This is a genomic window from Thermacetogenium phaeum DSM 12270, from assembly GCF_000305935.1.
GTDB classification, from domain to species: Bacteria; Bacillota; DSM-12270; order Thermacetogeniales; family Thermacetogeniaceae; genus Thermacetogenium; species Thermacetogenium phaeum.
Window position 1 is genome coordinate 1,420,001 of sequence record NC_018870.1, and the last position, 23,240, is coordinate 1,443,240.

The window sequence follows — 23,240 nt, forward strand, 5'->3', positions numbered from 1 at the left end:
AGAACAACCCCTTTGGAACGCAACGATGGCGGCTTATCACCCGCTCGGTTACCGCCAGCCCTTTGGCGCCCACCAGCGGTATTGGATCCACAGCCGGGCTGAAGGGAGGGTCGAGATCCTGGGCGCCCTCTTATTTGCCGCAGCGGCCAGGAAGGTGGCCGTCCGGGAATCCTGGATTGGGTGGACGGCGGTGGAGTGCAAGCGATTCCGTTACCGCATCATCAACAACAGCCGTTTTTTAATTCTGCCGGGGGTGCAAATACCCCACCTGGCCAGCCATGCCCTGGCGCTGGTCGCCCGGCGCATCCGGGCGGACTGGCAAAAACGGTACGGGTATGCCCCGGTGCTTTTAGAGACCTTTGTCACCCCACCGCACCAGGGGACCTGCTACCGGGCGGCCAACTGGCAGTGCATCGGCGAAACAGCCGGCCTGGGCAGAGAACCCCGGAGGCAAAAAGGCAGTCCGGTAGTCAGGCTGATGTTCGTTTACCCCTTGGTCCGGGAATGGCGGGAGGAGCTTTGCGCACCAGCGCCGGTGGCGGGCAAGTGCGATGAGTTTGATGCGTAATCCGGAGGCAATCAATTCGGCCACCTTACCCAACCGCAAAAGCCCCTGGAAAACGGTGGAGGAAGAGCAAGAGGCCCGGCAGTCGGCCGTGGAGGCCCAGCTCAATGCCTGGCGGGCGATTTTACCCGGCCTTTTAGAAAAGTTCGGCCGCTTAAAGGATCCCCGCCGGCCCGGGAGCATCAGGCACAAACTTACCGTTCTCATGGTTTTTGGCTTATGTTTGTTTATCTTTCAGTATAATTCCCGGCGCGAGGCCAACCGGGAGCTCAGCTGTCCAGCTATCTTAGATGCGCTGCGGTCTGTCTTTCCCGATGTAGACAGCATTCCCCACCTGGACACCCTGGCCCGGCTCCTGGAAAGGATCCCGGCCGAGCAAATCGAAAACATATTGGGGACCACCGTCCGCAAGCTCTTACGCAACAAGAAGTTACAGGCGCTTTTGGTCGAGAAGCGCTATGTGGTCGCCATCGACGGCACCCAGAAGTTCACCCGGACCGTTCCCTTCGCCCCGGAGGCGCTCCGATAAACAAGACTGCGAATTAAAGGCTTTTTATCGTCTGGCTCCGCGTCTCAAAGAACTGATGGGCAAACTCCCTCTTCTGATCGTGGCTGACGGTCTTTACGCAGGTGGCCCGGTGATGCAGATTTGCCGGAAGAACAACTGGGACTTCATGATCGTCCTGCCATCAAACTGTCTTCAATCGGTCTGGGAGGATGCTTTAGGAATCCACAAGCTGGAACCGGAGCAAACCCGGACCCATCAGTGGGGCAACCGGACACAGAACTTCTGGTGGGCTAACGACATTGTCTACGTTTGGCGGGACGCCCAAAACCAGCATCATCGCCTGGTGATCCACGTGGTGGTTTGCAACTTCTGTGGCGAAAAGTGAGGGGTCATTATCTTTTCGCATCATCGCCTGGTGATCCACGTGGTGGTTTGCAACGAAACCTGGGAAGAAAACGGACTAACCTGTCAGACTACCTGGGCGTGGGTGTCGGGCACCCCGATTACCAAAAAAAACGCAATCGACCGCTGCAACCGGGCGGCCCGTCACCGGTGGGGTATTGAAGAGAACTTCCTGATTGAAAAACGCCGCGGATACAACTATGAACACCCATTTTCATACGACTGGAACGCTTTGAAAGGGTGGCATGCCCTGATGCGTCTGGCCCACCTGATCAACATTCTTACCCTGCACACCGTGGCCTTATGGGAAACGGTGCAAACGTTGGGCATGCGCGGCACTCTGCGGTTTTTATGGCAGACATTCACGGGCAACTGGCTTGACCTCTCCAGGTTGAAGAGGCTCCGCGATAAACCGGCTCAACTTCGTCTGGTGATTTAATCAAGCAAGTTATCTAACCAAACTAAGAAATCACTTCGGGCGAGGGCCACCTCGCCTAATCCTGCTTGGATCAATCCTGTCCGGGGAATCCTGTAAATAATCAGGCTACTGCTAAATTTACAGTAAAAAACATACCTTTGCCTAAGGACGATACCGCCGGGGGTCGAAAAAGGATTCAAAGAACTTTGTAAAATATTTCGTGCGTCAGCACTGGTCGTGATATATTTCCCTTGCCAAAACAGCACCTTTTTTGCTAGAATAGGCCTTGTGATAAGATGGCGTTGCATCGCATAGGCTAAACAGTTCAGAATTAAGAGTAAAATATTAAGTGAGGAGGATATAAAAATGGCAAAGTGCGCCATCTGCGGTAAAGGGGTCCGCGTCGGAATGCGGGTTAGCCATTCCCATGTCCGTACAAAAAGGACCTGGACGCCCAATCTACAGCCTGTAAGAACGGTTATCAACGGAAAACCGGTTCGCATGAAAGTATGCACTCGTTGTCTCAAAGCCGGTAAAGTGAAGCGTGCTCTTTAAGCTTTAGGAAGCGCTAAACTCTTTATGCTATTCCCGGAGTCAAGATCAATGAGGGACACTCTGTTATCCTCCAGGAGGGCGACTGTAGGTCTTCTCCCTTCGCCTTTGGGCAGAGAGGGAGAACCAGGGTTGAGAAAGATAATCCCGTTTTTCTCCTCCAATAAGGGGATATGTGTGTGCCCGTGAATAAAGAGCTGCACTTGATAGCGCTGTGCCTGTGCCTGCATCTCAGTGTGTTCTAGCCCGTGTCCGTGATGTACCAGTATGCGGAGGTCTCTTATTTGCAGAAAAGCATAAGGGGATAACAGCGGCCAGGAAACCAAAACTTGGTCTACCTCTGCATCGCAATTACCGCGAGCGATAACCACCGGGAGAGGAGCCTTATTTATGACTGCCGCCAGTTCCCGGGGAGCGTACCCTTCAGGTAAGGGATTGCGGGGGCCGTGATAAAGCACGTCCCCCGCATGAACAATCAGATCAACACTGCGAAAAACAGCTGTTATAGTTCGTTCCCACGCTGTTAATGACCCGTGTGTATCACTGACGATCCCGATCCTCATGACCAACACCCCCCTGTTCTTTCATCTCTCGGAAGAGGTTGGCCATTTCTAGAGCTGTCATGGCAGCATCCGCCCCTTTATTACCTGCTTTAGTACCGGCCCTTTCAATTGCCTGCTCCAAAGTATCGGCTGTAATCAGGCCATATACAACCGGTATTCCTGACTTCAAACCGACCTGGGCGATTCCCTTGGTCACTTCGCTGGCAATGTAATCGAAATGCGGGGTGGCTCCTCTGATTACGGCTCCCAGGCAGATCACCCCATCATATCCCAAACCGGTCATCTTTTGAGCAGCCAGGGGGATTTCAAAGGCTCCGGGAACCCAGGCGACATCGATTGCTTCGCGGCTCACGCCATGCCTCACCAAGATATCCAGAGCACCACTTAAAAGCCTATTGGTGATAAATTCATTGAACCTGGACACAACGATGCCGAAACGAAGGCCCTGGCCAATCAGTTTTCCTTCAAATGTTCTCACCATTTAGATTCTCCTTTCTATTTTTTCAGGGCCAGCAGATGCCCCAGTTTCTCTTTTTTGGTTCTTAAGTAACCGCGATTCTCCTCCCGCGGAGGTATCTCTATGGGTACCCTTTCTACGACCTCCAGTCCGTATCCCACTAGCCCGGCAATTTTGCGCGGATTGTTGGTAAGAAGCCGGATCTTTTTTAACCCCAAATCGACAAGAATTTGTGCTCCGATCCCGTAGTCCCGCAGGTCTGGTGGAAATCCAAGCAATTCATTGGCCTCAACAGTATCAGCACCACCGTCTTGAAGCTCGTAGGCTCTGATCTTGTTTAACAGACCAATGCCTCGCCCTTCCTGCCGCATATAAAGGAGAACCCCCCTCCCTTCGGCGGCAATCATTTTTAAAGCTTGCGCCAGCTGATCTCCGCAGTCACAGCGCAAAGAACCAAATACATCACCGGTCAAGCATTCCGAATGCACCCTGGTTAGTACCGGCTCTACTCCCCGAAGGTCACCCATGATGAGGGCAATATGGCAGTTATCATCGAGAAGGGATTTATAGGCAACAGCAGTAAATTCCCCGTACTTTGTCGGAAGGTGGGTGCTGGTTACCTTCTGGACCAGCTTTTCCGTCCGGCGTCGGTATTTGATCAGGTCGGCGATAGTGATTATTTTCAGGTTATGTTTCCTGGCAAATTTCATCAGCTCCGGTACGCGCGCCATGGTACCATCATCATTCATGATTTCACAGAGCACTCCAGCTGGATAAAGTCCGGCCAGGCGGGCAAGATCAACAGCGGCCTCGGTGTGCCCGGCCCTTCTGAGAACACCTCCCTCCTTTGCCCGAAGGGGAAATATGTGACCCGGGCGCCGCAGATCTTGAGGTTTGGTTTTGGGATCAATAAGCGCCCGTACCGTTGCAGCTCGCTCGAATGCCGAAATACCGGTGGTGGAAGTGGCTGCATCAACAGATACGGTGAAAGCAGTCTCATGCTTGTCGGTGTTGTGGGCAACCATCGGCTGCAGATCAAGTTCATCCAGGCGCTTCCCTGTCATTGGCACACAGATGAGCCCCCTGCCGTAAGTAGCCATAAAGTTGATGGCTTCAGGGGTTACCTTTTCCGCTGCAATGATCAGGTCTCCCTCGTTTTCCCGATCCTCATCATCGACAACGATAATCATCTTACCAGCTCTAATTTCTTCAATAGCTTCTTCAATGGTGTTAAAAAACTCCAGTTCCGCCATCCCTAAAGCCTCCCGTTTATTAGTTTATATAAAGCCATGTTCTGCAAGAAACTGCGGCGTAATACTCTTCTGGTTATCTGGCGTCATTATTCTACCGACAAGATAGAAGACGTACTTTCCAAGCAAGTCGGCCTCAATATTCACTACGTCTCCAATCTTCTTTGAGCCCAGTGTTGTTTCCCGGCGCGTATGAGGAATCAGGCTTACCATGAAGGCATCGGGCTGCAGTTCGGCTACCGTGAGGCTGACACCGTCGATAGCAACAGAACCCTGGGGTACCAGGAATCGATCTAGGTGGGACGGCAGACGAATCCACATTTCCACAGCGATACCCCGCCGGTTCAAACGCAGAATCTCACCGGTAGCATCTACATGCCCTGTGACCAAATGGCCGCCGAGCCTTCCCCCCACCTGCAGGGATCGTTCTAGGTTGACCTGGCTTCCCGGAGCAAGCAACCCCAGATTGGTCTTGTCAAGAGTTTCCGGCATTACATCGACTGTAAAGGTATCTGCAGTGGAGGAGGTTACAGTGAGGCAGGCCCCGTTCACGGCTATGCTTTCCCCCAGATTAATTCCTGCAAGCACCTTTTGAGCTTCAATTGTCAGCAGAATTGATGAATGCTCTCTTGTTATTTTCCGCACCGTTCCTCGTTCTTCTATAAGACCCGTGAACAAGTATCAATAACCCTCCTTCCTGCCGGGTATCCCGAGATCAGAAAATCTTCACCAACTCGCTCAATTTTAAGGGATTCTAGGCGCAGGGCTTTATCAAGGGTATCGAAACCGCTTCCCCCGAAGGCGCCCGGTGCATTCTTCCCACCAATGATCAACGGGGAGAGAAAAAAAACAAATTTATCTACGATATCCGCCTGCAGGGCGCTCGCGTTGAGGGTTGCCCCTCCCTCCAACAGGAGGGTCATTACACCTCTTCTACCGAGCTCTTGGAGTAGTTCCTCAATGCTGACCATGTCATCCTCACCTGGCATGTCTAAAACCTCGACCCCTCTTTTTTCCAACAACAACTTTTTATCCTTCTGATATTTTCCAGGTACAGCGGCAACGACCACAGGAGCCTCACCAGCCGTCTGAACGAGCCGAGAATCTACAGGAAGGTGCAGGCTGCTGTCCACTATAACGCGCAGGGGTCTTTTGCTTTCGTCGGGCAATCTAACGGTCAGAAGAGGGTCATCCGCCAATACGGTGCCAATACCAACCATAACTGCGTCACTTTCCGCCCGAAGGTGTTGTACTTTAAGGCGTGCCTTTTCACCTGTGATCCACTTAGAGTCGCCGCTGCAGGTAGCGATCTTTCCGTCCAGGCTCATAGCAACTTTGAGTACAACATATGGCAGACCCGTTCTGATGTATTTAAAAAAGGCTTCATTGAGCCGCTGTGCTTCTTCTTCCATAATACCAACCTGAACTTCTATTCCTGCTTCTTTTAGCGATCGTATCCCCTTCCCTGCTACAAGAGGATTGGGATCACAGGTAGCAATAACCACCTTTTGGATACCGGCTTTTATAATTGCCTCTGTGCAAGGTGGGGTTTTCCCATAGTGGCAACAGGGTTCCAAAGTAACATAGAGGGTTGATCCTTTTGCCAGATCTCCTGCCGCCCGCAGAGCATGGACTTCAGCATGAGGGGTTCCTGCTTTCATGTGATACCCCTCACCAATGATGACATCATCCCGAACTACAACAGCACCAACCATTGGATTGGGGCTGGTCTTACCTTTCCCAAGTGCTGCCAGTTCCAAAGCCCTGCTCATAAAGCGGATGTGTTGCTTTAGCGATTCTTCTCCCATCTGACCCACTCCCCATTTCTGCGTGATTTTACAGCAAACTGAGTTGCGGGAACCACATGTCTTGGCAAAGAACCCCTGGCCGCCATTCGGTCTAAAAATATAAAAGCCGGCAGAAAAGGCCGGGGTCACAAAATAACACCTAAATAGAAGAAATTCCTTCTCCCTTCCAGACTTTAACTGTCGGCTCCGGACTTTCACCGGATCAACCCGCTCTCTGAAGGCCCTGATTCCGGTCACAGTTGCCTTTTAACCGCGGGGCCTTTCTCGATCGGATATCGGGCTCGCGGGCTTACCTCTAAATGAGGATCACCGCCGGTGTGGAATTCCACCATCCCCCGAAGGTCCTTCCTGCATATTCATTATTTTTTCTTAAAGCATTATACACCTTCTAAAAAAAATACGTCAACTTTTCACCCTGCACAGTCCATGTCAAGATCTAGTAAGTATCTACACACAAAGGTCTTCTCCTCAAGAGGCCCGAACGCTCAAAATCCTAGCTTCAAGGTATACAACGAAGATAAACCCAACGGGAAGGTAACTATGAGAAAGCTTGTTAATGCATATAAGGACTTAGTTTTTTTACTGGCTTTAACTGTGCTATCTCCTTCAGCTTTTCGTGCTTCATCGGCCAGCGTGAAACATAAAAAGCTTGAGCTCACTAAAATTCCAGATGGCCACGTTCGTGTAGAAGATAACATTAAATCAACAGCAATTTTGCAGCTAATTGTTTGGAAGACAGACTAAATGTAATGGAGCCATCTCTCCACCAGGTAAAGAGGTTCTTATCGTGACCGCTTGTGTACCTGTTCCGGTTGTTATCACCCAACCATTATTTGCAGGAATAGTTTTACTGACCATTGATCCACGATTAGATACATAGGCAGTTAAATAATGAATGACGCTCCCTCCACCGTTTCCATCGACGCCCAGAGACGGTTCAAGGACCAAAGCCCAGTTACCGCTCGGCGTGTTTACGATGATATTTAGATCTTGCCCGTAACTTCCGTAACCATAGACGTATTCGTAATCAATAGCGCTGTATCCTCTATTCAGATCATTTATTGGTACAGGCCAATTGTTACTCAAAGTTGAAGTGGAAGTAAACTGCTGATTGGTTGAGGCATTCCAGGTCAAATATTTTGGAGCATGATCGAATCGTCCTCTTATATATGAGCCTGGTTGGACTGGAGTCTTTCGGCAAGATGTTCCTTAAACTACCTGGGTCTGAAGTGCTGGAAATGTACGTCTTTACGGTAATACCACCTGTTACTATATCCCCAGTGGCGGCGTCTCTTATAATCACATTATACATTCCGGTTCCTCTTAGTCCGTTAGGAATTGAAAATCCGACATACGTATATGAGCCGTTATTTAGTAGTGCGTAAGTATATTCCGAATCACTTGAACTTAACCAAGAAGAAAGCAGTCTCTGTCCCATGGAAGCACCTGATTCGCCTGACTGTTGGATAGCGTATGCACGCTTACCTAAATTGACTTTGACAGTTTTACCTGTATTGTTCCAAACACCAAAGCCAATGTACTTGGAACTACCTGTAGTATTCTTGTGATACCAGTATACCCTGAATTTGCCAGTACCGTTAATCTCACTATCTTTATAAAGTAAACCGGTGCTGGTTGGATCTTCGGGACTATTACTCACAAAAAGCTTGTAATCGGTCGTGACAGGGGTGAATGTTCAAGAAAGATTGTTAGCTACATTGGTAGGGTTTACTGCCGGTATTAGCTGGTCGTTACTATACGCTGCGAATGCCATTGGTGCTTGGAGCGAAAATACTAGAACTACAAGTATTATAAGATTAAGATAGACAACCAATCTACGACGCTCTACCATTGCTTTCACCGCTTTCATCTCTTTTCAACTCCTTTTTGATTTGGGCTAACTTTTTTGAAACCATCTCCCATCCCTTATTCAACCTACTTTTACTTGTGAGTGGGCTGTAACTCTCCCTGTTCCACCTCCTCAACTTGGAATTCATCACCGCCCAACAACCTCGGTTATACCTTAACCTGGTAAGATTTGATTGTCTATTACCCCAGAGGGGTATCTACCTTATTCTGGGGAATTATGCATAATGATCCAAAAATATTACATCAAACCCAGTGGGTGACTCGCTAAAAGGGCAAGAAAAAGCTAGACTCTAATAAGCTTGGGAGGGGAACGAGAGAGGTAAATCAACGATAAATTTTGGCGATAAGTTGGGGGAAGCTGTGGACGCCAAGCTTACGGTATATGCGCGCGCAGTGGACCTTAACCGTATTGGGACTTATGCAGAGTCTTGCCGCTATTTCCTGGTTATCCAACCCTAGTAATCTCAAATTGAGAATTTCCTCTTCGCGTGACGTGAGTTGGAGGGCTTTGTAGTTAGGATCACCGGCGGGTGGTGGAGAAGGTGTATCTGAAGGTCTGTGGTCAACTTTTCTGAATTCTAAGGTTGTTAACTGTTGCTCAATCAGTTTCAATAGTTTTTTGAAAAATGCCACGGCGAGGCCAAGTTCTTTGGCGGCAGGCATTGAGATATCGAGGTAACCCAGAGTCCTGCCTTTTTGATTTGTTACCGGGCTGGCAATGCACCACCAGTCTTCGAACAGTTTGCAATAGTGCTGTTTCCCGCGGGTGGCTACAAGGCGATTATACTCATGCGCTAGAGCCAAAGCATTAGTGCCGCAACTTGCCTCGGTGAAGACCGTTCCAGGTTTTATCCCAAGATCTTCAGTGGCAACTAACACCTCCGGTGCCGCGAAAATTTTCAGCGCCACTAATTCCGGATCGCAGAGGATGTAGAGAAAATTTTCGGATGGGCCGGTGTAACAATCCGGGGTGATAACATGTTCGCTAAGTGCAATGAGTAAGGCGTTCGTTGCCAAACGTTGAGTGAGAGAGGAGTCAGTAAGGATTTTCGCTGGTCTTCCAAGTTCAACCGGAACCCCTAATAAGCGGCAGCGAGCACGAGAAGCCTCCAATTCCTCTGCGGAGCAGAGATAGTGAAAATAATCACGCCTCTTCGGCTCTTTCGGAAAGGAAGGCATAACCCTTAATCCCATGTTCGCAATCCTCCTATTGACTGAGGTACCCCCATTTTTTAGAACACCACATCCAGGAGCTCCGCCCCCTGCTTGAAAACTAAGGCTTTCATTGAGGATAACATGCCCCACGCACTTCGTTTCCAGCACCAGAATACATAGAACCCTACCCCGAAGGGAGCAAGACTCCGCTTCCTTTCAGTGTTCGCCACCAGCTTTCGGTGAAACCCCTCCCTCTCTGACCAAAGACCAACCAAGGCAAGAAGGAAGTAAACATAGGCCATGAGAAGAAGGAGACGACTATAACGCCCCAGCGAAGAAAGCCTAAGATACCAAAGCTTAGACCCCTGACACTCATTAGTGAGGTCCCTGAAGAACTCTCCACCTTCACCCGAAAACCATACCAGGGAACGACCCTCAAGGAAGGCTCATCGTGCGCACTCGTCACAAGAAGCCAATGCTCTTTCTGCTTCGCCTCAAACCAGACAACAATACAAACCAGGTGCTCTGCCACTTTATGGTATCATACAAGCCAAAGTCCAGCTTTGTGCCTCGGGGAACCTTGAGCTCACCCAATGACCCCCTGAAACTTTTAGATTCCACCCACACCTTCATCTAGGTCTGCATCACAAACAAACCTAAGCCTCCCAACGTGTTTTAAAGGCGCTACCCTCGTAAAACACCTGTCTGCTAGTTTTACCACCCTACAGCCCCAGGGCAAGAGCTTTCTCAAGGCAGAGAAGAAGTTTCCCTCTATCCTTGTTCTGGTTCAAGGTGAACTTTGCCTTGGTAACAACACGCCAGAAAAAAGATAGTGCTCTCTCTTTGGCGATAATTCCAGCAACAAGTGCATGGTGCTTCCCTCATGAAGGTCACCTCACTCTACTACCACAAGAATGAGTTGCCTCGGATAAATGATCGTTCGGGCAAGTGTTCTTGCAAGCTACTCGAGCGGAATGCACTTATTTCCCAAGAAACGCTCGACTTTTTTTATCCTGTTCTTTTCCGCTGTTCTTGCAGGCAACGCTCTGCCTAAAGGGACAACTTCTAGCCTTTGAGTCTGCATCAGGGCAAAAGCGAGAAGGGCTATTCTTGATTTGGGTCTTGTGGAATCCCTGAAGCCATGTTATAAAAAATTTAGCAAAATGTTTGGTTTCACTTCGAGGATCCCCCCATTCCTGAAAGTGTTGCCTCGGGTAAAATTCGCAGGAGGATCCTTATTTTTTCCTCTCTCTTTCTTGCAATTTCTCTCGCCTGTGCCCGACAAAAACTGGGGATCACTCAGTCCTATTGATCAACAAGGATCTGATGCTCAAGACCTAAAAACTAAACGCCGGAAACTGATGGCAAAAGACAGCAAACAACATTGGCTCCCTTTTCTTTTGGGTTCCTTCAGCAACTTCAACAACTGCTTGATCTTGTGCAGCGCCATAGCGAACAGCACTTGTATCTGAACCTTGACCCTTCCCCGTAATTTCGCCCGGCTCAAACCATGCACAGCTTTCATCTCAGCAAATACAGTTTCAACCCAAGGTGCTCTCTTTTTAATACTTTCTTGCGCCTTTTCTGTTACTAGATGTTGGTCAACCCAATCTACAAGTTCTGTTTTTGTCTTTCTTACGATGGAAGGTCGCTTTGCTTTGCAGAGAAACCCTTGGTAAGCGCAGCTTCTACAGGCAGACTTCTGCCTCTGGTTGAAGACAAACCTGTTTTCGTAAGCTTTCATACGGTATATTTCTTGCCTTGAGGACAGATGTAAAGACCTTCTTTATCGTTATAGACGAAACCAGCACCAAACTTCTCTTTGCGCTTCATGTAGAACAGTTTGCGCTTTGTTGACTTGTATCCTATCATCTTTTCTAAGTCGCCACCAGGGTGGCAAATTTTCTAGGTCTTTTTACCTTAATTCTCCATTGAATACCTGAATTTGCTGGTGGTTGAAAAAAAGTTTGGCAACAGACCCTTAACAATCTACACATAGAGACAGACGACGAAAAACTAGAGGAAAAACAGGAGCGCATTGTGAAACCCTTCAACAAAGATGTAGGTGGCGAGAAAAACTGCAAGAGCGGTTGCAAAACCTTTGCCTGCCGCTCCTAAAATATATCCTGCAAAGAGAGAGGCGTGCGAAATCGGTGCAAGCAAAAACTCGGCCAGGATGCGGCAATTAAGTCTTCCGCAAAGTGAACCAGTTGACGAGGTCGGCGTAGTTACCCGATACGGCCGCCATCAGCACCAGGCTGGGTATAAGAAGTCCCAGACAACCACTGGTAGCAGGTGCCGCAAGACTCCCCACGTTCAAGCAAAGATGGCAAGGAAAATGAGTGGACGATTCAACCCCCCAATGAGAAAGCGCCACTAGCGCCGCCCCAGCAAGGGTGCCGTTGAGAGAGCAGACGAGGGTAGAGAAGAATGCTCGCGACGGCTTTCCGAGAACGAGGCAGAGAAAGGCAATGAAGGTGTTGTTCCCAAAGATGAAGAGAAAAAGGCCAACTTCCCCCGCTTTGTCGGACACGCCCACAGGTGTAGCTTCCCATCCCGAGCAAGGCGAACCGGGCCCACGACGCCGTTCCCCATTTAGAGCGGCGCTTGCGACCAGTCCCGAGCAGAACACTGTGGCCCAGGGCGCGACCTTGGAGAAGAAACAGCACGTCATATCATCTCCCTGCTCCAATGAGTGCTACCCCTGCCGCGCAGAGGAGCGTCCCCGCTACCTGCATGGGCGTGAGTGGCTCCTTAAGGAAGACCGCCGCGAAGAACGCCACGAGCCCGAAGTTCAGAGCGAGCACCGGGTAGGCCCTGGAGAGGGGCCAGGCGGCGAGGACCTCGAGCCAGCACAGGAACGAGAGCCCGTAGAGAGAGACACCAATGAGCGTCCAAGGGTTGGACAGCGATTTAACGATGCCCCCGTTGACCCCCAGTTTAAGGCACATCTGCCCCGTGGAGCCGAGAACCACCGCCCCCAGGGCGAAGAGCCACACGCGCACGGGCACCACCCCTCCCGTAGGCCGCCCGCAGGGCGAGCAATGACTTCAGCATCTCTAGGCCGTGCTTTAGGAGCCTCACCTTTGAACCGTCCCCCGCGCGCCAGAGCACCGGAACTTCGGTAACGACGAAGCCAACGTCCCGCGCCCTGAGCAGGACCTCCACGTCGAAGGCAAACTTCCCGCACCGAAACGGCTCCAAGAAGAGTGCATGCGCTGCTTCCGCCGTGAACGCCTTGCACCCACACTGGAAGTCCCGGTAAGGTAGCCCCGTGAGGAGCCTGGCGAGAGAAGCAAAACCCCAGCTGACCAGGGCCCTGATGAGCGTCCTTACCTCGACCGTGCCGTCAGAAGAGCCATCGTCGGCGATAATGACAACGTAGTCAATCCCCTTCAACTCTTCCCTGATAACGCGGAACATGGAGAGAAGGCGCATCTCCTCGTTGTAAACAGGGATCACGATACCTAGAAGCAAGCTACCATCCCCTTTCTTCTCGCAAAAATAGAAAAAAGACTAAACACACTGCTCAGTTTATTTTGTCCTACTGTCCTATTGCTCTGACAGGCTGAGTGATCCCCACTTTTTGGCAGAAACGGACGGAAGAAATTAGGAGAAAGGTGGTAGTATCCCAAAGCACGTGGTCCAACTTTAGGTTGAACAAGTCCTGTACCCTACAGTAGAAAGCTCCTTCTATCTCCTACATGTGGTCAATCAGAAAGCCCAGAGCACGGTAGAGATGGTGCAACTCCAACTCCCACTGAGGCCAGTAAACTGTCTTTATTTATTCCAGAACGCGAGCTTAGGTATAGAGTCGAGAATCCGGGTCAGCACCATGGCAAAGGTGTTTTATTCAAAATTGGTCTCTATGTCCGTCAGCTTCATCAGGTGGCGGAAGGTAGAGCATAGCTCTAGTGCTTTCCTGTGAATTTCTCCAGTAAACCCTCCAGAACCGGAATGATCTTGTCAAAATAAATTTCTTTGTAAGAGAAAAGTTGCCTCTTTATTGTGCTAAAATTATGGCACGTTTTTTTTTATCACTTCCGGGGAGGCAACTTGCTTTGCAGATCATCCATGACTTTGGAGTAACACCTGTAGAGTACAGCAACAGGAGAGAAAATAACGACTTTCCCTTCATCGATTCCTGTCCCATGTGCAACGCCAAGGGCACCCTGAAGAAACACGGTTTTTACTCAAGATACGTCTTGTCCTTTAAGAAAGAACTGCAGATTGCTATCAGGAGATTCAAGTGCTCCTGCTGCAAGAAGACGTTCTCTGTCCTGCCTTCCTTTCTACTTCCTCACTACCAGCACACTGTGGGCTTCATCCTGGGATGCTTGAGAGGCCATTTTATCTTAGGGAAGCTCAAAACGTACTACCAGAAGGTCCAGTTCTACAGGAGGCGGTTTCTCAAGAACCTGAAGGCGGTGGAGATGTTTTTCAGGGACCAGGGCTCAAAAGAGCAGATCCCGGAACCGGATCAAGACCATAAAGCTGCTGAAAATGATCAGGAGATGCGCCGCAGATTCCATGGACGAATCGGCTTTTTCCCAAAGGTTCTTCAGTCATTTTCATCACAGCTTTATGGCACTTTAATTTTACTATTCCTCCGGGGCTAATGGAAAGAACTTTTTAAACACAGAACTTTTGCATGGAATCTTTCTCCTCTCGGCTTTAGACTTTTACGTGTGGCCGAACGGCACCAAAACCAATGTTTCAGGAGGAAGATCCTATGGACGAAAAGGAAAGAGAAAAGGTAGCGCTGTTTCGCTTTGGCCTGATTGCCCCTATCCTGCAGGGGCAGGTGACCAACATCCGGGAGTATCTGGCCGAAGTAGCCGAAAGGGTGCACCAGGTCCCCTACTATGGCCCGAAGGAGTACACCCCCAAGACCATCGAGTGCTGGGTGAGGGATTACCGGAGGGGGGGTTTGAAGGGCTTAAACCCAAAGCCCGTTCCGACAGGGGGCAGAGCAGGAAGATCCCCCCGGAGCTGCAGGAGAGGCTGCTTTCTCTGAGGAAGGAGCAACCCTGTATCCCGGTCTCGGTCTTTTACGATCAGCTGATCGCCAAAGGGGTCATCCTCCCTTGTGACTTCTCTTACTCCTCAGTCTACCGGTTTTTGAAAAGACATGACCTGGTGAGGGGAGATATTCGCTAGGAGAAGTCGCGAGCGCAAGAGGTTTGCCTACGACACCGTGAATGCGCTCTGGCAGGGGGATGTGTCCTACGGCCCCTACCTCAAGTTGAACGGCAGGAAGGTGCAGGCCTTCCTCTTTGCCTTTATCGACGACTGCTCGCGCCTCATCCCTTTTGCCCAGTTTTGTCTCTCGGGGAAATACGATTCGCTGAAGATCGTCTTCAAGGAGGCGATCTTGCGCCGGGGGATACCCAGGATGGTTTACGTGGAAAACGGAAAGATCTACCACTCCGACCAGTTCCACGTGGTCTGCGCCTCTTTAGGTATCGCCCTCATCCACACCAGGCCTTATGATGCCCAGGCCAAGGGGAAAATCGAGAGGTTCTTTTTAACGGTGAAACAGCGCTTCTACTCCCGGCTGGAACCGGACAGTCTATCCTCTCTTGAATCCCTGAACCGGGCCTTCTGGGAATGGCTGGAGACCGATTACCACCGGAGCGTACACACTGCTCTGGGGATGAGCCCTTTGGACAAGTTTCTGTCCCAGGCAAGCCAGGTCAGAATGGTAGAGGACCCTGCTTCCCTGGAGCAGTTGTTCCTGCAGCGGGAGAGGCGCACCGTGAAGCATGACGGCACCATCTCCCTCAACAAGCGACTCTTCGAGGTGCCACCCCAGTTCATCGGGCAGAAGATAGAAGTCCGCTTCGACCCTGAGAATCCCGGCCGGGTGTTCGTCTTTGCCGGCGGTGTCAGGGTTGCCGAGGCGAAGCCTGTCAACCTGGCCGACAACGCCCGGGTGAAAAGAGACCGGTCACTCTCTTTCGCCAGGATGCTTGATGAGGAGGGGAAAGGGTAATGTACCGGGCGTTTTATTCCCTGTCAGGGGAGCCTTTCTCAAAAGGAATTGCACCGGAGAATTGCTTTTCATCGAGAAACTGGTCGGAGGCAAAGGCCAGGCTGCAGTACCTTGTGAAAGCAAGGGGAATCGGGGTACTGGTGGGGGAGCCGGGGTCGGGAAAGACCTTTGCCCTGCGCTCCCTTGCGGCAGGGTTGAACCCCGCCCTCTACAGAGTGATCTACCTCCCCCTGTCTACCGGAACGGTGATGGATTTTTACCGGGGGCTGGCAGGCGGGCTGGGCGAGGAGCCAAAATTCCGCAAGATCGACCTCTTCGAGCAGATCCAGCGCTCTGTGCTCAACCTCTTTCAAGAGAAAAAGAGCACTCCCGTCTTTATCCTGGATGAAATGCACTTAGCTTCACCCAAGTTCCTGCTGGATTTGAGTATTCTCTTCAATTTCTCGATGGATTCGCTGAACCCGTTTGTCTTCGTTCTCTCCGGACTGCCGTTCCTGTTGAACCGCCTGGGCTTAAGCCAGACCCAGTCCCTCGCCCAGCGGGTGGTGATGCGCTACAAGATGGAACCTCTGGAGAGGGATGAGGTCAAGGATCGAACACCACCTGAAGCTGGCAGGAGCCAATCATACCCTGTTCACCGAGTCGGCTATCGAGGCCATCGCTTCCAACTCCCGGGGCTGGCCGAGAATGGTGAACAATCTTGCCGGCACCGCTCTTATGCTTGGCGCTCAGCTCAAGGTGTGTCCTGTGGATGAGGATATCGTCAGGCAGGCTGCGGGTGAGCTGGGGTTCTGAAAACACTGTTGCTCAGGAAGGGCTGAGGTGTGACGTACTCAGCCCTTTTAGGTTCCCTAAACGATTGTGACAATTTGATAAACCGGCTCTCGATGAAATGTTTTATTCTGAAAATTTACCTTGTTTTTTTGAATTAACTGGTCAGTTTAATTCGCAAAATTTTGGTGAGTTTAGTTTGAAAAATCACACTTTCCACAACCGTTCGAGTATATACGCTGGACCCGAGAGTCTTGAGCCCACTTTGCCAAAAACTCTTGGACCTGCTCCTTTATCCACTGGTTCCTGAAAAACTTGGCCAGGGGTTCGATAAACCGGTCGAGTTCACCTCCCTCCTGTAGTTCATCCAGGCGGCCCAGTCTAGCTATGACCTTCTGGCGCACCTTCCCATTTACCTATTCCCTGATCGCCAGCTGGAGCTAGGTCCTTGTGCTACCATCCTTGTTCTTGAAACCTTGGTTCTAATAAGCATGGCACTAAGAATAAGCACAATTACCTGCTCACAGCGAGTCACTATCAACAAGACGTGGCACAATAAGTTCAAAAATCCAGAACCCTGACGTGCGTTTTTCAAGGGCTAGAGCTCTCCGTGGCATCCTAAAACGGTGGTTTACTGTCAGAATCCAGTCATACTAAGCCATTACTCACTTGCGCTTGTTAATCCGTAAAAGTTTCGTACCAAGGAAATTGAGCCTATTCAGTATTATCGTAAGCCCAAGACCAGCAAATAACGAAAACATGGGCATTATTGGAAAGCGGTAACGATCCCAAGCGGGAAAAACGAAATGAACGCCTGAAAAATATAAAATGACAGTGATTGCGGTACAGAAAATGAATTGATTATTAACATGTTCTTTTCTTAAGAAACAGATCGCCGCTCCGAATAGCGCTATCAACATGAAAATTTGATAATAACGATTTGCTATATTGGTAATTCTGAGCTTTGTTTTTTCGGAAAGTCGCGGGTAAGTGGGATTTAGACTGAAAGTTAAGGCATTTCTGTCGTCCTTATAATAGTTGTAGAGCTTTACTAACCCAAGTCTTAAAAACTTATCCGGATTGTTGCATATAAATTCCAGGGCTAATTTTCTCGCCACTTGATCCCGTTTAACTTCATCGTTGAAATAAGGCGTTAAAGGATTGGATTCGGGATCACTGGGCCAGTAGTATCCACCTGTGGCATTGGGATTGTTACCCTGCCATAGGTTTATCCCCCCATTTGTAGAAACGGGTATAAACGATTTGAAGACTATATAATTCCGAATTGTCAGAGGTGAAATAGTAAGTAACGTACTCGCAACAAGTATCCCTCCCAAAACGACTCCACGCTTGAAGTTTTTAGTAGAAAAGAAATAGATAAACCACAAAAACAACGGCAACAATAGACCCACAGGTCGAACTAAACATCCCAGTCCCAACAATACTCCGGAAGCTAACGGGTGGAACCAATTCTGCTCCTCTGGCTTTTTGAGCGTAAATATGTATAAGGAAGTAACCAAAAGGAATGTATAGAGCACTTCGGAGCAAAGTACGCTGGTCCACTCGATTTGGCTCGGCAATATAGCCAACAGAATGCCAGCACACAAGCCTCCTGCAAAGCTCCATAGATTGCGCCCGAGAAGGAAGGTCAACCCAACTGTAACAGAACTCATGATAATGTTGAAAACCTTAGCTACATAAAAATGAACCCCAAATACCTTGTAAAGCGCGGCCAAGAACAAAGGATAGCCGATAGGCCAATAAGCAGTAGGGTTACCGTGAACCGAGTATCCTTCGCCTTGGATTAGTCCAACTGCGCGTTCATGATACCAGGCAAAGTCCGAGATTGGATAAGTGTGAACAGTAAGATTCCACGCCAATCTAAGAAGAAAGGCTACGCCCGTAACCAATAAAAATCCAGCCACAGACTTATCTGTGAAGACGTAGGAAAGTAAAGGTGACAAAACTTTTCGGAAACTGTTAGCTTTCGGCCTAAATGTCACTTTTATCACCAAGAAATTAATTTTTAAAATCTATTTTCTATTTAGCCCCCTAACGAGATTGAACAGTTAGACCACAATCTGTTACAGTTAAGTAAGGGGGTATGATTTAGTTGAACAGAAAACAATATTCACCAGAGATGAAAATACAGATCGTGAAAGAAACCCTGGAAACAGGCAATGCCTCGATCGTGGCCAGAAGACATGATATTGCACCCAGCCTGGTCGCCCGCTGGGCTAGGTGCTATAAAAGATACGGCACATTTTACTCGCAAAAGGAGGTACCAGGAACAAACGGCTCCTGTATTCCTCCTGATTACAAGAAGATAACAAAGGAGAATGAGCAACTAAAGAAACTGCTGGGCGAAAAAGACCTGGAAATCGCCATTCTTCGTGATTTGTTAAAAAAAACGAACCTACCCTTCCCGATAAAATAGCCGTGGCGCAAAAATGGATCTCTTTGGGATATAAAGTCTCCCTGGTTTTGCGGATTATCGGGATCAGCCGCTCCACGTATTACGCTAATTTAAAGCGCCAACCCAAACCCAGGATCTTTGCCGGCGGCCGGCCTAAATCCCATTATACCTTCACCAGCGATAACAAGGTGGTGAGCACGAACAGGTCAAAGAATGGTTGTGCGAATTAATTACCGCCGAAGGGTTTGCCTATGGATACTTAAAATTAACCCACTGCCTGCGCCGGAAGTTTCACCTGATCATTAACAAGAAAAAGGTGTACCGGCTTTGCAAGGAACTGGATATCTTAAGGCCGCAGCGGAAAATAAAGCGCAAACACCCCCGCCGGCTGGCCAGGAACCGGGTCATTACAGCTTCCAACCAGCTCTGGGAAGCCGATCTTAAATACGGCTACATTGCCGGGGAAGATAGATTCTTTTTCATCATGCCGATCATTGACGTTTTTGACCGTTGCATTGTAGCTTACCATATCGGTTTGTCCTGTGAAGCGAAGGATGCTCGCGTCATGAGTTTACCAGCTATGCCGAAGCGTATGCAACGGTTGTCGACTTCATCCGCTTTTACAACGAAACCCGGATTCATTCAGCAACTAAATACTTACCACCGCTGGAATGCTATCAACTGCTGAAAAACAACCAGGTAGAGTTAAAACCAGTAAAAGTTTAACATGTTCTTTGGTGGGCCCTGGAGGTCTTTGGGCGGCGCCGTCAGGGAAGCCTTGACGGCCGGGGACCCCGCATAAAATGTGTTTTCCGGCGGGGCGTGCACACCTTGCCTACATGTTCCCCGGAGCCACCCCGTCGGTAGTTCCTGGCCTACCACCTGCGGGGTGGCAGTCAAGGCCGCCGCCTTCCGATTAACCGATTAAACAATTCAATGATACTTTATGAAATAGTTAGCAACAAAGACTAATTGTCCAATTTCAGGGGGTCAAGCCGTTTTAGTCTATTTTCGCAGAAAAAAGAGAATTAACATCCCCTGCACAACGAAGATCGGCTAAAAGACAAGTTTAAGGCCTTATTCTCCTTTACTGGATATTCGGTCATGCCACCAACTGTCGATATAAGCAGCCTTGGCGGCCAGCCTGTATTCGTGCAGGGCTGCGACCGGGTTTTCCTCCCTTAACAGAGCGGAACCGATAACTAAATGATTTGCCCCAGCCTCTACCACAGCCTTGACATTATCCCTGTTGATTCCACCGTCCACCTGCAGATCAGCCTGTGAGCCGGAACGGATCAGCATCTCGCGCAGTTCTCTAATCTTATGTAACATGCCAGATATGAATTCTTGTCCTCCCCACCCTGGATTTACTGTCATGACAAGGACGAGATCGAGATCGGCTAATAGAAAATCCAATACCTGCAGGGGTGTAGCCGGATTAAGTGCAACACCTGCCCGTAACCCCGTCTTCTTGATGGTCTGAACCACTCTGTGCAGATGACGGCATGCTTCTGCATGTACGGTAATGCTGCGCGCTCCGGCGGCGGCGAAGTCATCGAAAAAGAATTCCGGATTTTCTACCATCAGATGAGCATCAAGAGGGAACTTCGTAATTTTCCTGATCGATCTGACGACGGGAGGGCCGAACGTGATGTTGGGTACAAAATGGCCGTCCATAATATCGAGGTGGAGGTCATCAGCTTTCCCTTTTTCCAGAAGTCCTATGAGATTGGGGAGGTCACAGAAGTCTGCCGACAGGATCGATGGTGCAATCTTGATTGGCATCAGTACATTCGCTCCTTATCAATTATCTCACCGAGGAATCGTTGGTAGTCCTGGTAACGTATGTTACTGATGATCCCCCTTTTTAAGGCGTTCTTCACTTCACAGTCCGGTTCATCGATATGCAGGCAATCGAGAAACCGGCATTTCCCCGCATACTCGCGGATTTCCGGGAAATAGTGGGCCAGCTCCGTTCTCTTTATGGATGGGAGTTCGAGATTGCTAAAACCCGGTGTGTCGGCAACATAACCATTGCCGATGGGAAGCAGCTGAACATATCTGGTGGTATGCCTGCCTCTTTTAAGCTTTGGGCTGATCTCTCCTGTTGCAAGGGACAAGCCAGGATCAATGGTATTGAGGAGCGTGGACTTCCCTGCGCCCGAAGGGCCGGCCAGAACTGAGATTCTCCTCTCAGCAGCCAATGATCGATACAGCTCTGTCACCCCAATTTTTTCCAGCGCCGAAGTCAAAAGGGTCCGGTACCCAGCTTTTCGGTAGATCTCCTCCAGAGATTCCGCCTTCTCCCTTGCAACGAGGTCTACTTTATTGAAGCAGATCAGAATCTCTAATTTTTCCATCTCGCCGAGAACCAGAGTCCTGTTGAGCAGTTTAAGGTCGGGCTCTGGTTGGGCAAGTGAAACAACCAGGATCATCTGATCAACGTTAGCCACAGGTGGACGCTGAATCGAGTTTTTTCTGGGCAGGATCGCTTCAATTAACCCCTCTTTGGAATCTATTTTGGTGAAGAGGACCCGGTCACCGACTAGCAAAGAACCGTCCCGACGGAGACGACCGCGCCCTCGGCACCGCCAGGTCTCCTTCCCTGACCGGACAAAATAGAAGCCTCCGTACCCTTTGATTATCAAACCCTCCTCCATAAAACCTCCCTTTTTCCATTAATCATCGATTTTATATTTATCAACCAGCTGACCCTGGAAATAGACCTCAATCTCACCTGGTGTATAAACCTCAAATGGGATCTTCACCCTGTCGCCTGCTTCGTGGATTTGCTGGTAGGCCACCCTTGTGCCTTTAGCATCTTTGATGACTACCCTTACCTCCCCGGTATTATGTACTCTGAAATCCAGGGTTTTTACTTCCGGTTCTTCAATGAGGCCGCTGCTCTGAACCACATCGACAGGATCACCTTTTCGAATCAATGTCCCCGGTTCGATACTCTGGCTTATAATTACCCCTTGCTCATACTTTTCGCTCGGTTGCTCACGCACCTCTCCCAAAACAAGCCCAACTGCCTCCAGCGTGGCTTTAGCCTGCTCCACATTCAGCCCGATTAGCTTGGGTACGGGAATATTTCTTGGTACAGGCCCTTCGCTTACCACCAGTGTTATCAAGCTTCCTTCGGTATAGTTGCGGTCACCGGCAGGGGTCTGTCTAATTACATACCCCTCGGGAACGGTTTCACTGTGTTCCCTCGTTATTCTAACCTGGAAACCCCTGCTCTCCAGGGCAATCTTCGCCTCCCGTTCCGGTGTTCCTGTGGTTTCCGGGAGCCAAACTAAGGGTTTTCCCTTATTTACCCAAATTTGAACCAAACGGCCTTTCTTAACTTTCATGCCCGCCGCCGGTAGCTGTCGTACCACGATTCCTTCATCGCTGTCCTCTTCATAGGTTGTAAGAACCTCGGCTTCCAGCCCGGCGGCTTTCAGTTTCTGTTCGGCTTCTGCCTGGGAATATCCTACTACTTCGGGGACAGCAACAGTCTCTCCAAAATACCACTTGAAGAAGCCCCAAACAGCTCCTGCCAGAAAAATTAAAAATAATAAGACCAGAGTCCCTATTGCTGCAGGATGCAGACGGCGTTTCCTTCGCTCGATGCCGACTTGATTTTTACTCACCGGAGCCAGATAGTGAGTGCGCTCTTCTGTATAATCTTCATAATCTTCGGAGATAAAACCATCCGATAGAGCCTTTTGCATCTCCCGTGCTGACTGAAACCGTTTCGCAGGAGACTTTGACATTGCCCGGAGGATAATCTCCTCCAGCTCTTCGGGGATTGCCGGGTTTTCATCCCGCAATCCCGGTGGGTCCTCCTGGAGGTGCTTGAGAGCTATGGAAATCGGATTATCACCCTGAAAGGGTACTTTTCCTGAAACTGCTTCGTAAAGAACTACTCCTAAAGAGTAAATGTCCGATTGGGGAGTAGCCTCTTCCCCCCGGGCCTGTTCTGGGGAAAAGTAATGGACCGAGCCCATCACCGTGCCCGATTGGGTTACAGTGGCGGATGGAATTGAAAGCACCCGCGCCAATCCGAAGTCTGTCACTTTCACCCGTCCGCCCGGTGTCACTAATATATTATGGGGTTTGATATCTCTGTGAATAATCCCCTTGCTGTGAGCATGCTCGAGGGCGGCACAGACCTGAACACCAATGCTGATAGCCTCAGATGGTGGAAGGGCTCCACGCCTGCGGATCATCTCTTTAAGATTGGTTCCTTCAACATATTCCATAACCAGATAAGGCAAGCCGTCCTCTTCACCAACATCGTAAATACTAACGATATTGGGATGGGAGAGGCTCGCTACCGCTTGGGCCTCCATCTGAAAGCGGCGCACGAAATCCTTATCCTCTGCCAGCTCCTCGCGCAGGATCTTAACGGTGACAATCCTGTTGAGGACGGTACAGCGGGCTTGATAGACGTTAGCCATCCCACCGGCGCCGATTTTTGTGATTATTTCGTATCTATTGCTGAGCATCTTTCCTTTCATAAA

24 protein-coding genes, 2 pseudogenes and 1 riboswitch (1 of these 27 cut by a window edge) are annotated in these 23,240 nt (G+C 49.8%); of the genes and pseudogenes, 12 read left to right on the forward strand and 14 right to left on the reverse strand.

Features of this window, described 5'->3' with window-relative positions; translation table 11 throughout:
- The 5 genes from TPH_RS06990 to rpmB form a co-directional block, all read left to right on the forward strand.
- Nucleotides 1–568 carry the 3' portion of a Druantia anti-phage system protein DruA gene (locus TPH_RS06990; protein ID WP_201764435.1) on the forward strand. The gene continues 287 nt to the left of window position 1, outside the view, so the window shows 568 of its 855 coding nt (coding positions 288–855); its start codon lies beyond the left edge, outside the window; the stop codon is at nucleotides 566–568.
- Entirely contained in the window at nucleotides 552–1,094 is a 543-nt protein-coding gene (locus tag TPH_RS15660; RefSeq protein WP_049886093.1) for a transposase family protein, read from the forward strand. Before TPH_RS06990 ends, TPH_RS15660 begins: the two co-directional genes overlap by 17 nt.
- Nucleotides 1,095–1,149: 55 nt before the next feature.
- On the forward strand, nucleotides 1,150–1,458 hold the full coding sequence (locus TPH_RS15665) for a hypothetical protein (protein WP_236608834.1): 309 nt from the start codon (nucleotides 1,150–1,152) through the stop codon (nucleotides 1,456–1,458).
- A gap of 42 nt (nucleotides 1,459–1,500) precedes the next feature.
- Nucleotides 1,501–1,914, forward strand: a complete 414-nt coding sequence (locus TPH_RS15670) for a hypothetical protein (RefSeq protein ID WP_201764510.1) — start codon at nucleotides 1,501–1,503, stop codon at nucleotides 1,912–1,914.
- Between the two features lie 345 nt (nucleotides 1,915–2,259).
- The gene (rpmB, locus tag TPH_RS14760; RefSeq protein WP_015050490.1) at nucleotides 2,260–2,448 is read left to right on the forward strand and encodes a 50S ribosomal protein L28; all 189 of its coding nucleotides are present in this window, start codon (nucleotides 2,260–2,262) and stop codon (nucleotides 2,446–2,448) included.
- On the opposite strand, the gene yfcE is transcribed toward rpmB, so the two are convergent.
- From yfcE to ribD, 5 genes are read right to left on the reverse strand one after another with little or no spacing between them, the layout of a single operon-like run.
- Nucleotides 2,445–3,008: a phosphodiesterase gene (gene yfcE / locus TPH_RS07010; RefSeq protein WP_015050491.1), complete on the reverse strand. Its 564-nt coding sequence runs from the start codon at nucleotides 3,006–3,008 to the stop codon at nucleotides 2,445–2,447. The genes rpmB and yfcE overlap by 4 nt on opposite strands.
- The gene (gene ribH / locus TPH_RS07015; RefSeq protein WP_201764543.1) at nucleotides 2,986–3,486 is read right to left on the reverse strand and encodes a 6,7-dimethyl-8-ribityllumazine synthase; all 501 of its coding nucleotides are present in this window, start codon (nucleotides 3,484–3,486) and stop codon (nucleotides 2,986–2,988) included. The genes yfcE and ribH overlap by 23 nt, the downstream gene beginning before the upstream one ends.
- 17 nt (nucleotides 3,487–3,503) lie before the next feature.
- A complete protein-coding gene (locus tag TPH_RS07020; protein ID WP_015050493.1) occupies nucleotides 3,504–4,718 on the reverse strand; it encodes a bifunctional 3,4-dihydroxy-2-butanone-4-phosphate synthase/GTP cyclohydrolase II in 1,215 nt (404 codons plus the stop codon).
- A 24-nt stretch (nucleotides 4,719–4,742) separates the two neighbouring features.
- Nucleotides 4,743–5,393, reverse strand: coding sequence for a riboflavin synthase (locus TPH_RS07025; protein ID WP_015050494.1), 651 nt, complete (start codon nucleotides 5,391–5,393; stop codon nucleotides 4,743–4,745).
- On the reverse strand, nucleotides 5,375–6,523 hold the full coding sequence (gene ribD / locus TPH_RS07030; protein WP_015050495.1) for a bifunctional diaminohydroxyphosphoribosylaminopyrimidine deaminase/5-amino-6-(5-phosphoribosylamino)uracil reductase RibD: 1,149 nt from the start codon (nucleotides 6,521–6,523) through the stop codon (nucleotides 5,375–5,377). The genes TPH_RS07025 and ribD overlap by 19 nt, the downstream gene beginning before the upstream one ends.
- 150 nt (nucleotides 6,524–6,673) lie before the next feature.
- A riboswitch (FMN riboswitch) is annotated at nucleotides 6,674–6,870 on the reverse strand.
- Nucleotides 6,871–7,063: 193 nt separating this feature from the next.
- Here ribD and TPH_RS15125 point away from each other — a divergent pair.
- A complete protein-coding gene (locus tag TPH_RS15125) occupies nucleotides 7,064–7,267 on the forward strand; it encodes a hypothetical protein (protein ID WP_028990991.1) in 204 nt (67 codons plus the stop codon).
- A 1,449-nt stretch (nucleotides 7,268–8,716) separates the two neighbouring features.
- Here TPH_RS15125 and TPH_RS07040 read toward each other — a convergent pair.
- The 5 genes from TPH_RS07040 to TPH_RS07065 all read right to left on the reverse strand — a co-directional run bounded on the left by TPH_RS07040 (nucleotide 8,717) and on the right by TPH_RS07065 (nucleotide 13,024).
- Nucleotides 8,717–9,586, reverse strand: a complete 870-nt coding sequence (locus TPH_RS07040; protein ID WP_015050498.1) for a LuxR family transcriptional regulator — start codon at nucleotides 9,584–9,586, stop codon at nucleotides 8,717–8,719.
- 1,291 nt (nucleotides 9,587–10,877) lie between these two features.
- Nucleotides 10,878–11,291, reverse strand: a complete 414-nt coding sequence (locus tag TPH_RS07050; RefSeq protein WP_015050500.1) for a transposase — start codon at nucleotides 11,289–11,291, stop codon at nucleotides 10,878–10,880.
- A 441-nt stretch (nucleotides 11,292–11,732) separates the two neighbouring features.
- Nucleotides 11,733–12,086 carry a hypothetical protein gene (locus TPH_RS07055; protein ID WP_028990989.1) on the reverse strand — a complete coding sequence of 118 codons (354 nt, stop codon included), beginning with the start codon at nucleotides 12,084–12,086 and terminating at the stop codon, nucleotides 11,733–11,735.
- Nucleotides 12,087–12,222: 136 nt separating this feature from the next.
- Nucleotides 12,223–12,498: an EamA family transporter gene (locus TPH_RS07060; RefSeq protein WP_148275974.1), complete on the reverse strand. Its 276-nt coding sequence runs from the start codon at nucleotides 12,496–12,498 to the stop codon at nucleotides 12,223–12,225.
- Nucleotides 12,488–13,024, reverse strand: a complete 537-nt coding sequence (locus tag TPH_RS07065) for a glycosyltransferase (RefSeq protein WP_015050503.1) — start codon at nucleotides 13,022–13,024, stop codon at nucleotides 12,488–12,490. Before TPH_RS07065 ends, TPH_RS07060 begins: the two co-directional genes overlap by 11 nt.
- Nucleotides 13,025–13,608: 584 nt before the next feature.
- On the opposite strand from TPH_RS07065, the gene TPH_RS07070 reads away from it, so the two are divergent.
- The 3 genes and pseudogenes from TPH_RS07070 to TPH_RS07080 all read left to right on the forward strand — a co-directional run bounded on the left by TPH_RS07070 (nucleotide 13,609) and on the right by TPH_RS07080 (nucleotide 16,297).
- Nucleotides 13,609–14,166, forward strand: coding sequence for a DUF6431 domain-containing protein (locus tag TPH_RS07070; RefSeq protein WP_015050504.1), 558 nt, complete (start codon nucleotides 13,609–13,611; stop codon nucleotides 14,164–14,166).
- 113 nt (nucleotides 14,167–14,279) lie between these two features.
- Nucleotides 14,280–15,542: pseudogene (locus TPH_RS07075) on the forward strand (Mu transposase C-terminal domain-containing protein).
- Nucleotides 15,542–16,297, forward strand: coding sequence for an ExeA family protein (locus TPH_RS07080; RefSeq protein ID WP_015050506.1), 756 nt, complete (start codon nucleotides 15,542–15,544; stop codon nucleotides 16,295–16,297). Before TPH_RS07075 ends, TPH_RS07080 begins: the two are co-directional and overlap by 1 nt.
- Before the next feature lie 681 nt (nucleotides 16,298–16,978).
- Here the strand turns inward: TPH_RS07080 and TPH_RS07090 are convergent.
- Nucleotides 16,979–18,238 (reverse strand): ArnT family glycosyltransferase, encoded by a 1,260-nt coding sequence (locus TPH_RS07090; protein WP_158502671.1) that lies wholly within the window; start codon nucleotides 18,236–18,238, stop codon nucleotides 16,979–16,981.
- Between the two features lie 188 nt (nucleotides 18,239–18,426).
- Here TPH_RS07090 and TPH_RS07095 point away from each other — a divergent pair, with 188 nt between their 5' ends.
- The 3 genes and pseudogenes from TPH_RS07095 (at nucleotide 18,427) to TPH_RS16515 (ending at nucleotide 19,455) form a co-directional block, all read left to right on the forward strand.
- On the forward strand, nucleotides 18,427–18,750 hold the full coding sequence (locus TPH_RS07095) for a transposase (RefSeq protein ID WP_015050508.1): 324 nt from the start codon (nucleotides 18,427–18,429) through the stop codon (nucleotides 18,748–18,750).
- Between the two features lie 196 nt (nucleotides 18,751–18,946).
- A pseudogene (locus TPH_RS16510) lies at nucleotides 18,947–19,081 on the forward strand (transposase); the annotation flags it as partial.
- Between the two features lie 260 nt (nucleotides 19,082–19,341).
- Complete coding sequence (locus TPH_RS16515; RefSeq protein WP_408033293.1) at nucleotides 19,342–19,455, forward strand: hypothetical protein; 114 nt, start codon at nucleotides 19,342–19,344, stop codon at nucleotides 19,453–19,455.
- Between the two features lie 351 nt (nucleotides 19,456–19,806).
- On the opposite strand, the gene rpe is transcribed toward TPH_RS16515, so the two are convergent.
- From rpe to pknB, 3 genes are read right to left on the reverse strand one after another with little or no spacing between them, the layout of a single operon-like run.
- Nucleotides 19,807–20,508 (reverse strand): ribulose-phosphate 3-epimerase, encoded by a 702-nt coding sequence (rpe, locus tag TPH_RS07105; protein ID WP_148275975.1) that lies wholly within the window; start codon nucleotides 20,506–20,508, stop codon nucleotides 19,807–19,809.
- 5 nt (nucleotides 20,509–20,513) lie between these two features.
- Nucleotides 20,514–21,389 carry a ribosome small subunit-dependent GTPase A gene (gene rsgA / locus TPH_RS07110; protein WP_015050511.1) on the reverse strand — a complete coding sequence of 292 codons (876 nt, stop codon included), beginning with the start codon at nucleotides 21,387–21,389 and terminating at the stop codon, nucleotides 20,514–20,516.
- Between the two features lie 18 nt (nucleotides 21,390–21,407).
- Nucleotides 21,408–23,237 (reverse strand): Stk1 family PASTA domain-containing Ser/Thr kinase, encoded by a 1,830-nt coding sequence (gene pknB / locus TPH_RS07115; protein WP_015050512.1) that lies wholly within the window; start codon nucleotides 23,235–23,237, stop codon nucleotides 21,408–21,410.
- Nucleotides 23,238–23,240: the final 3 nt, after the last annotated feature.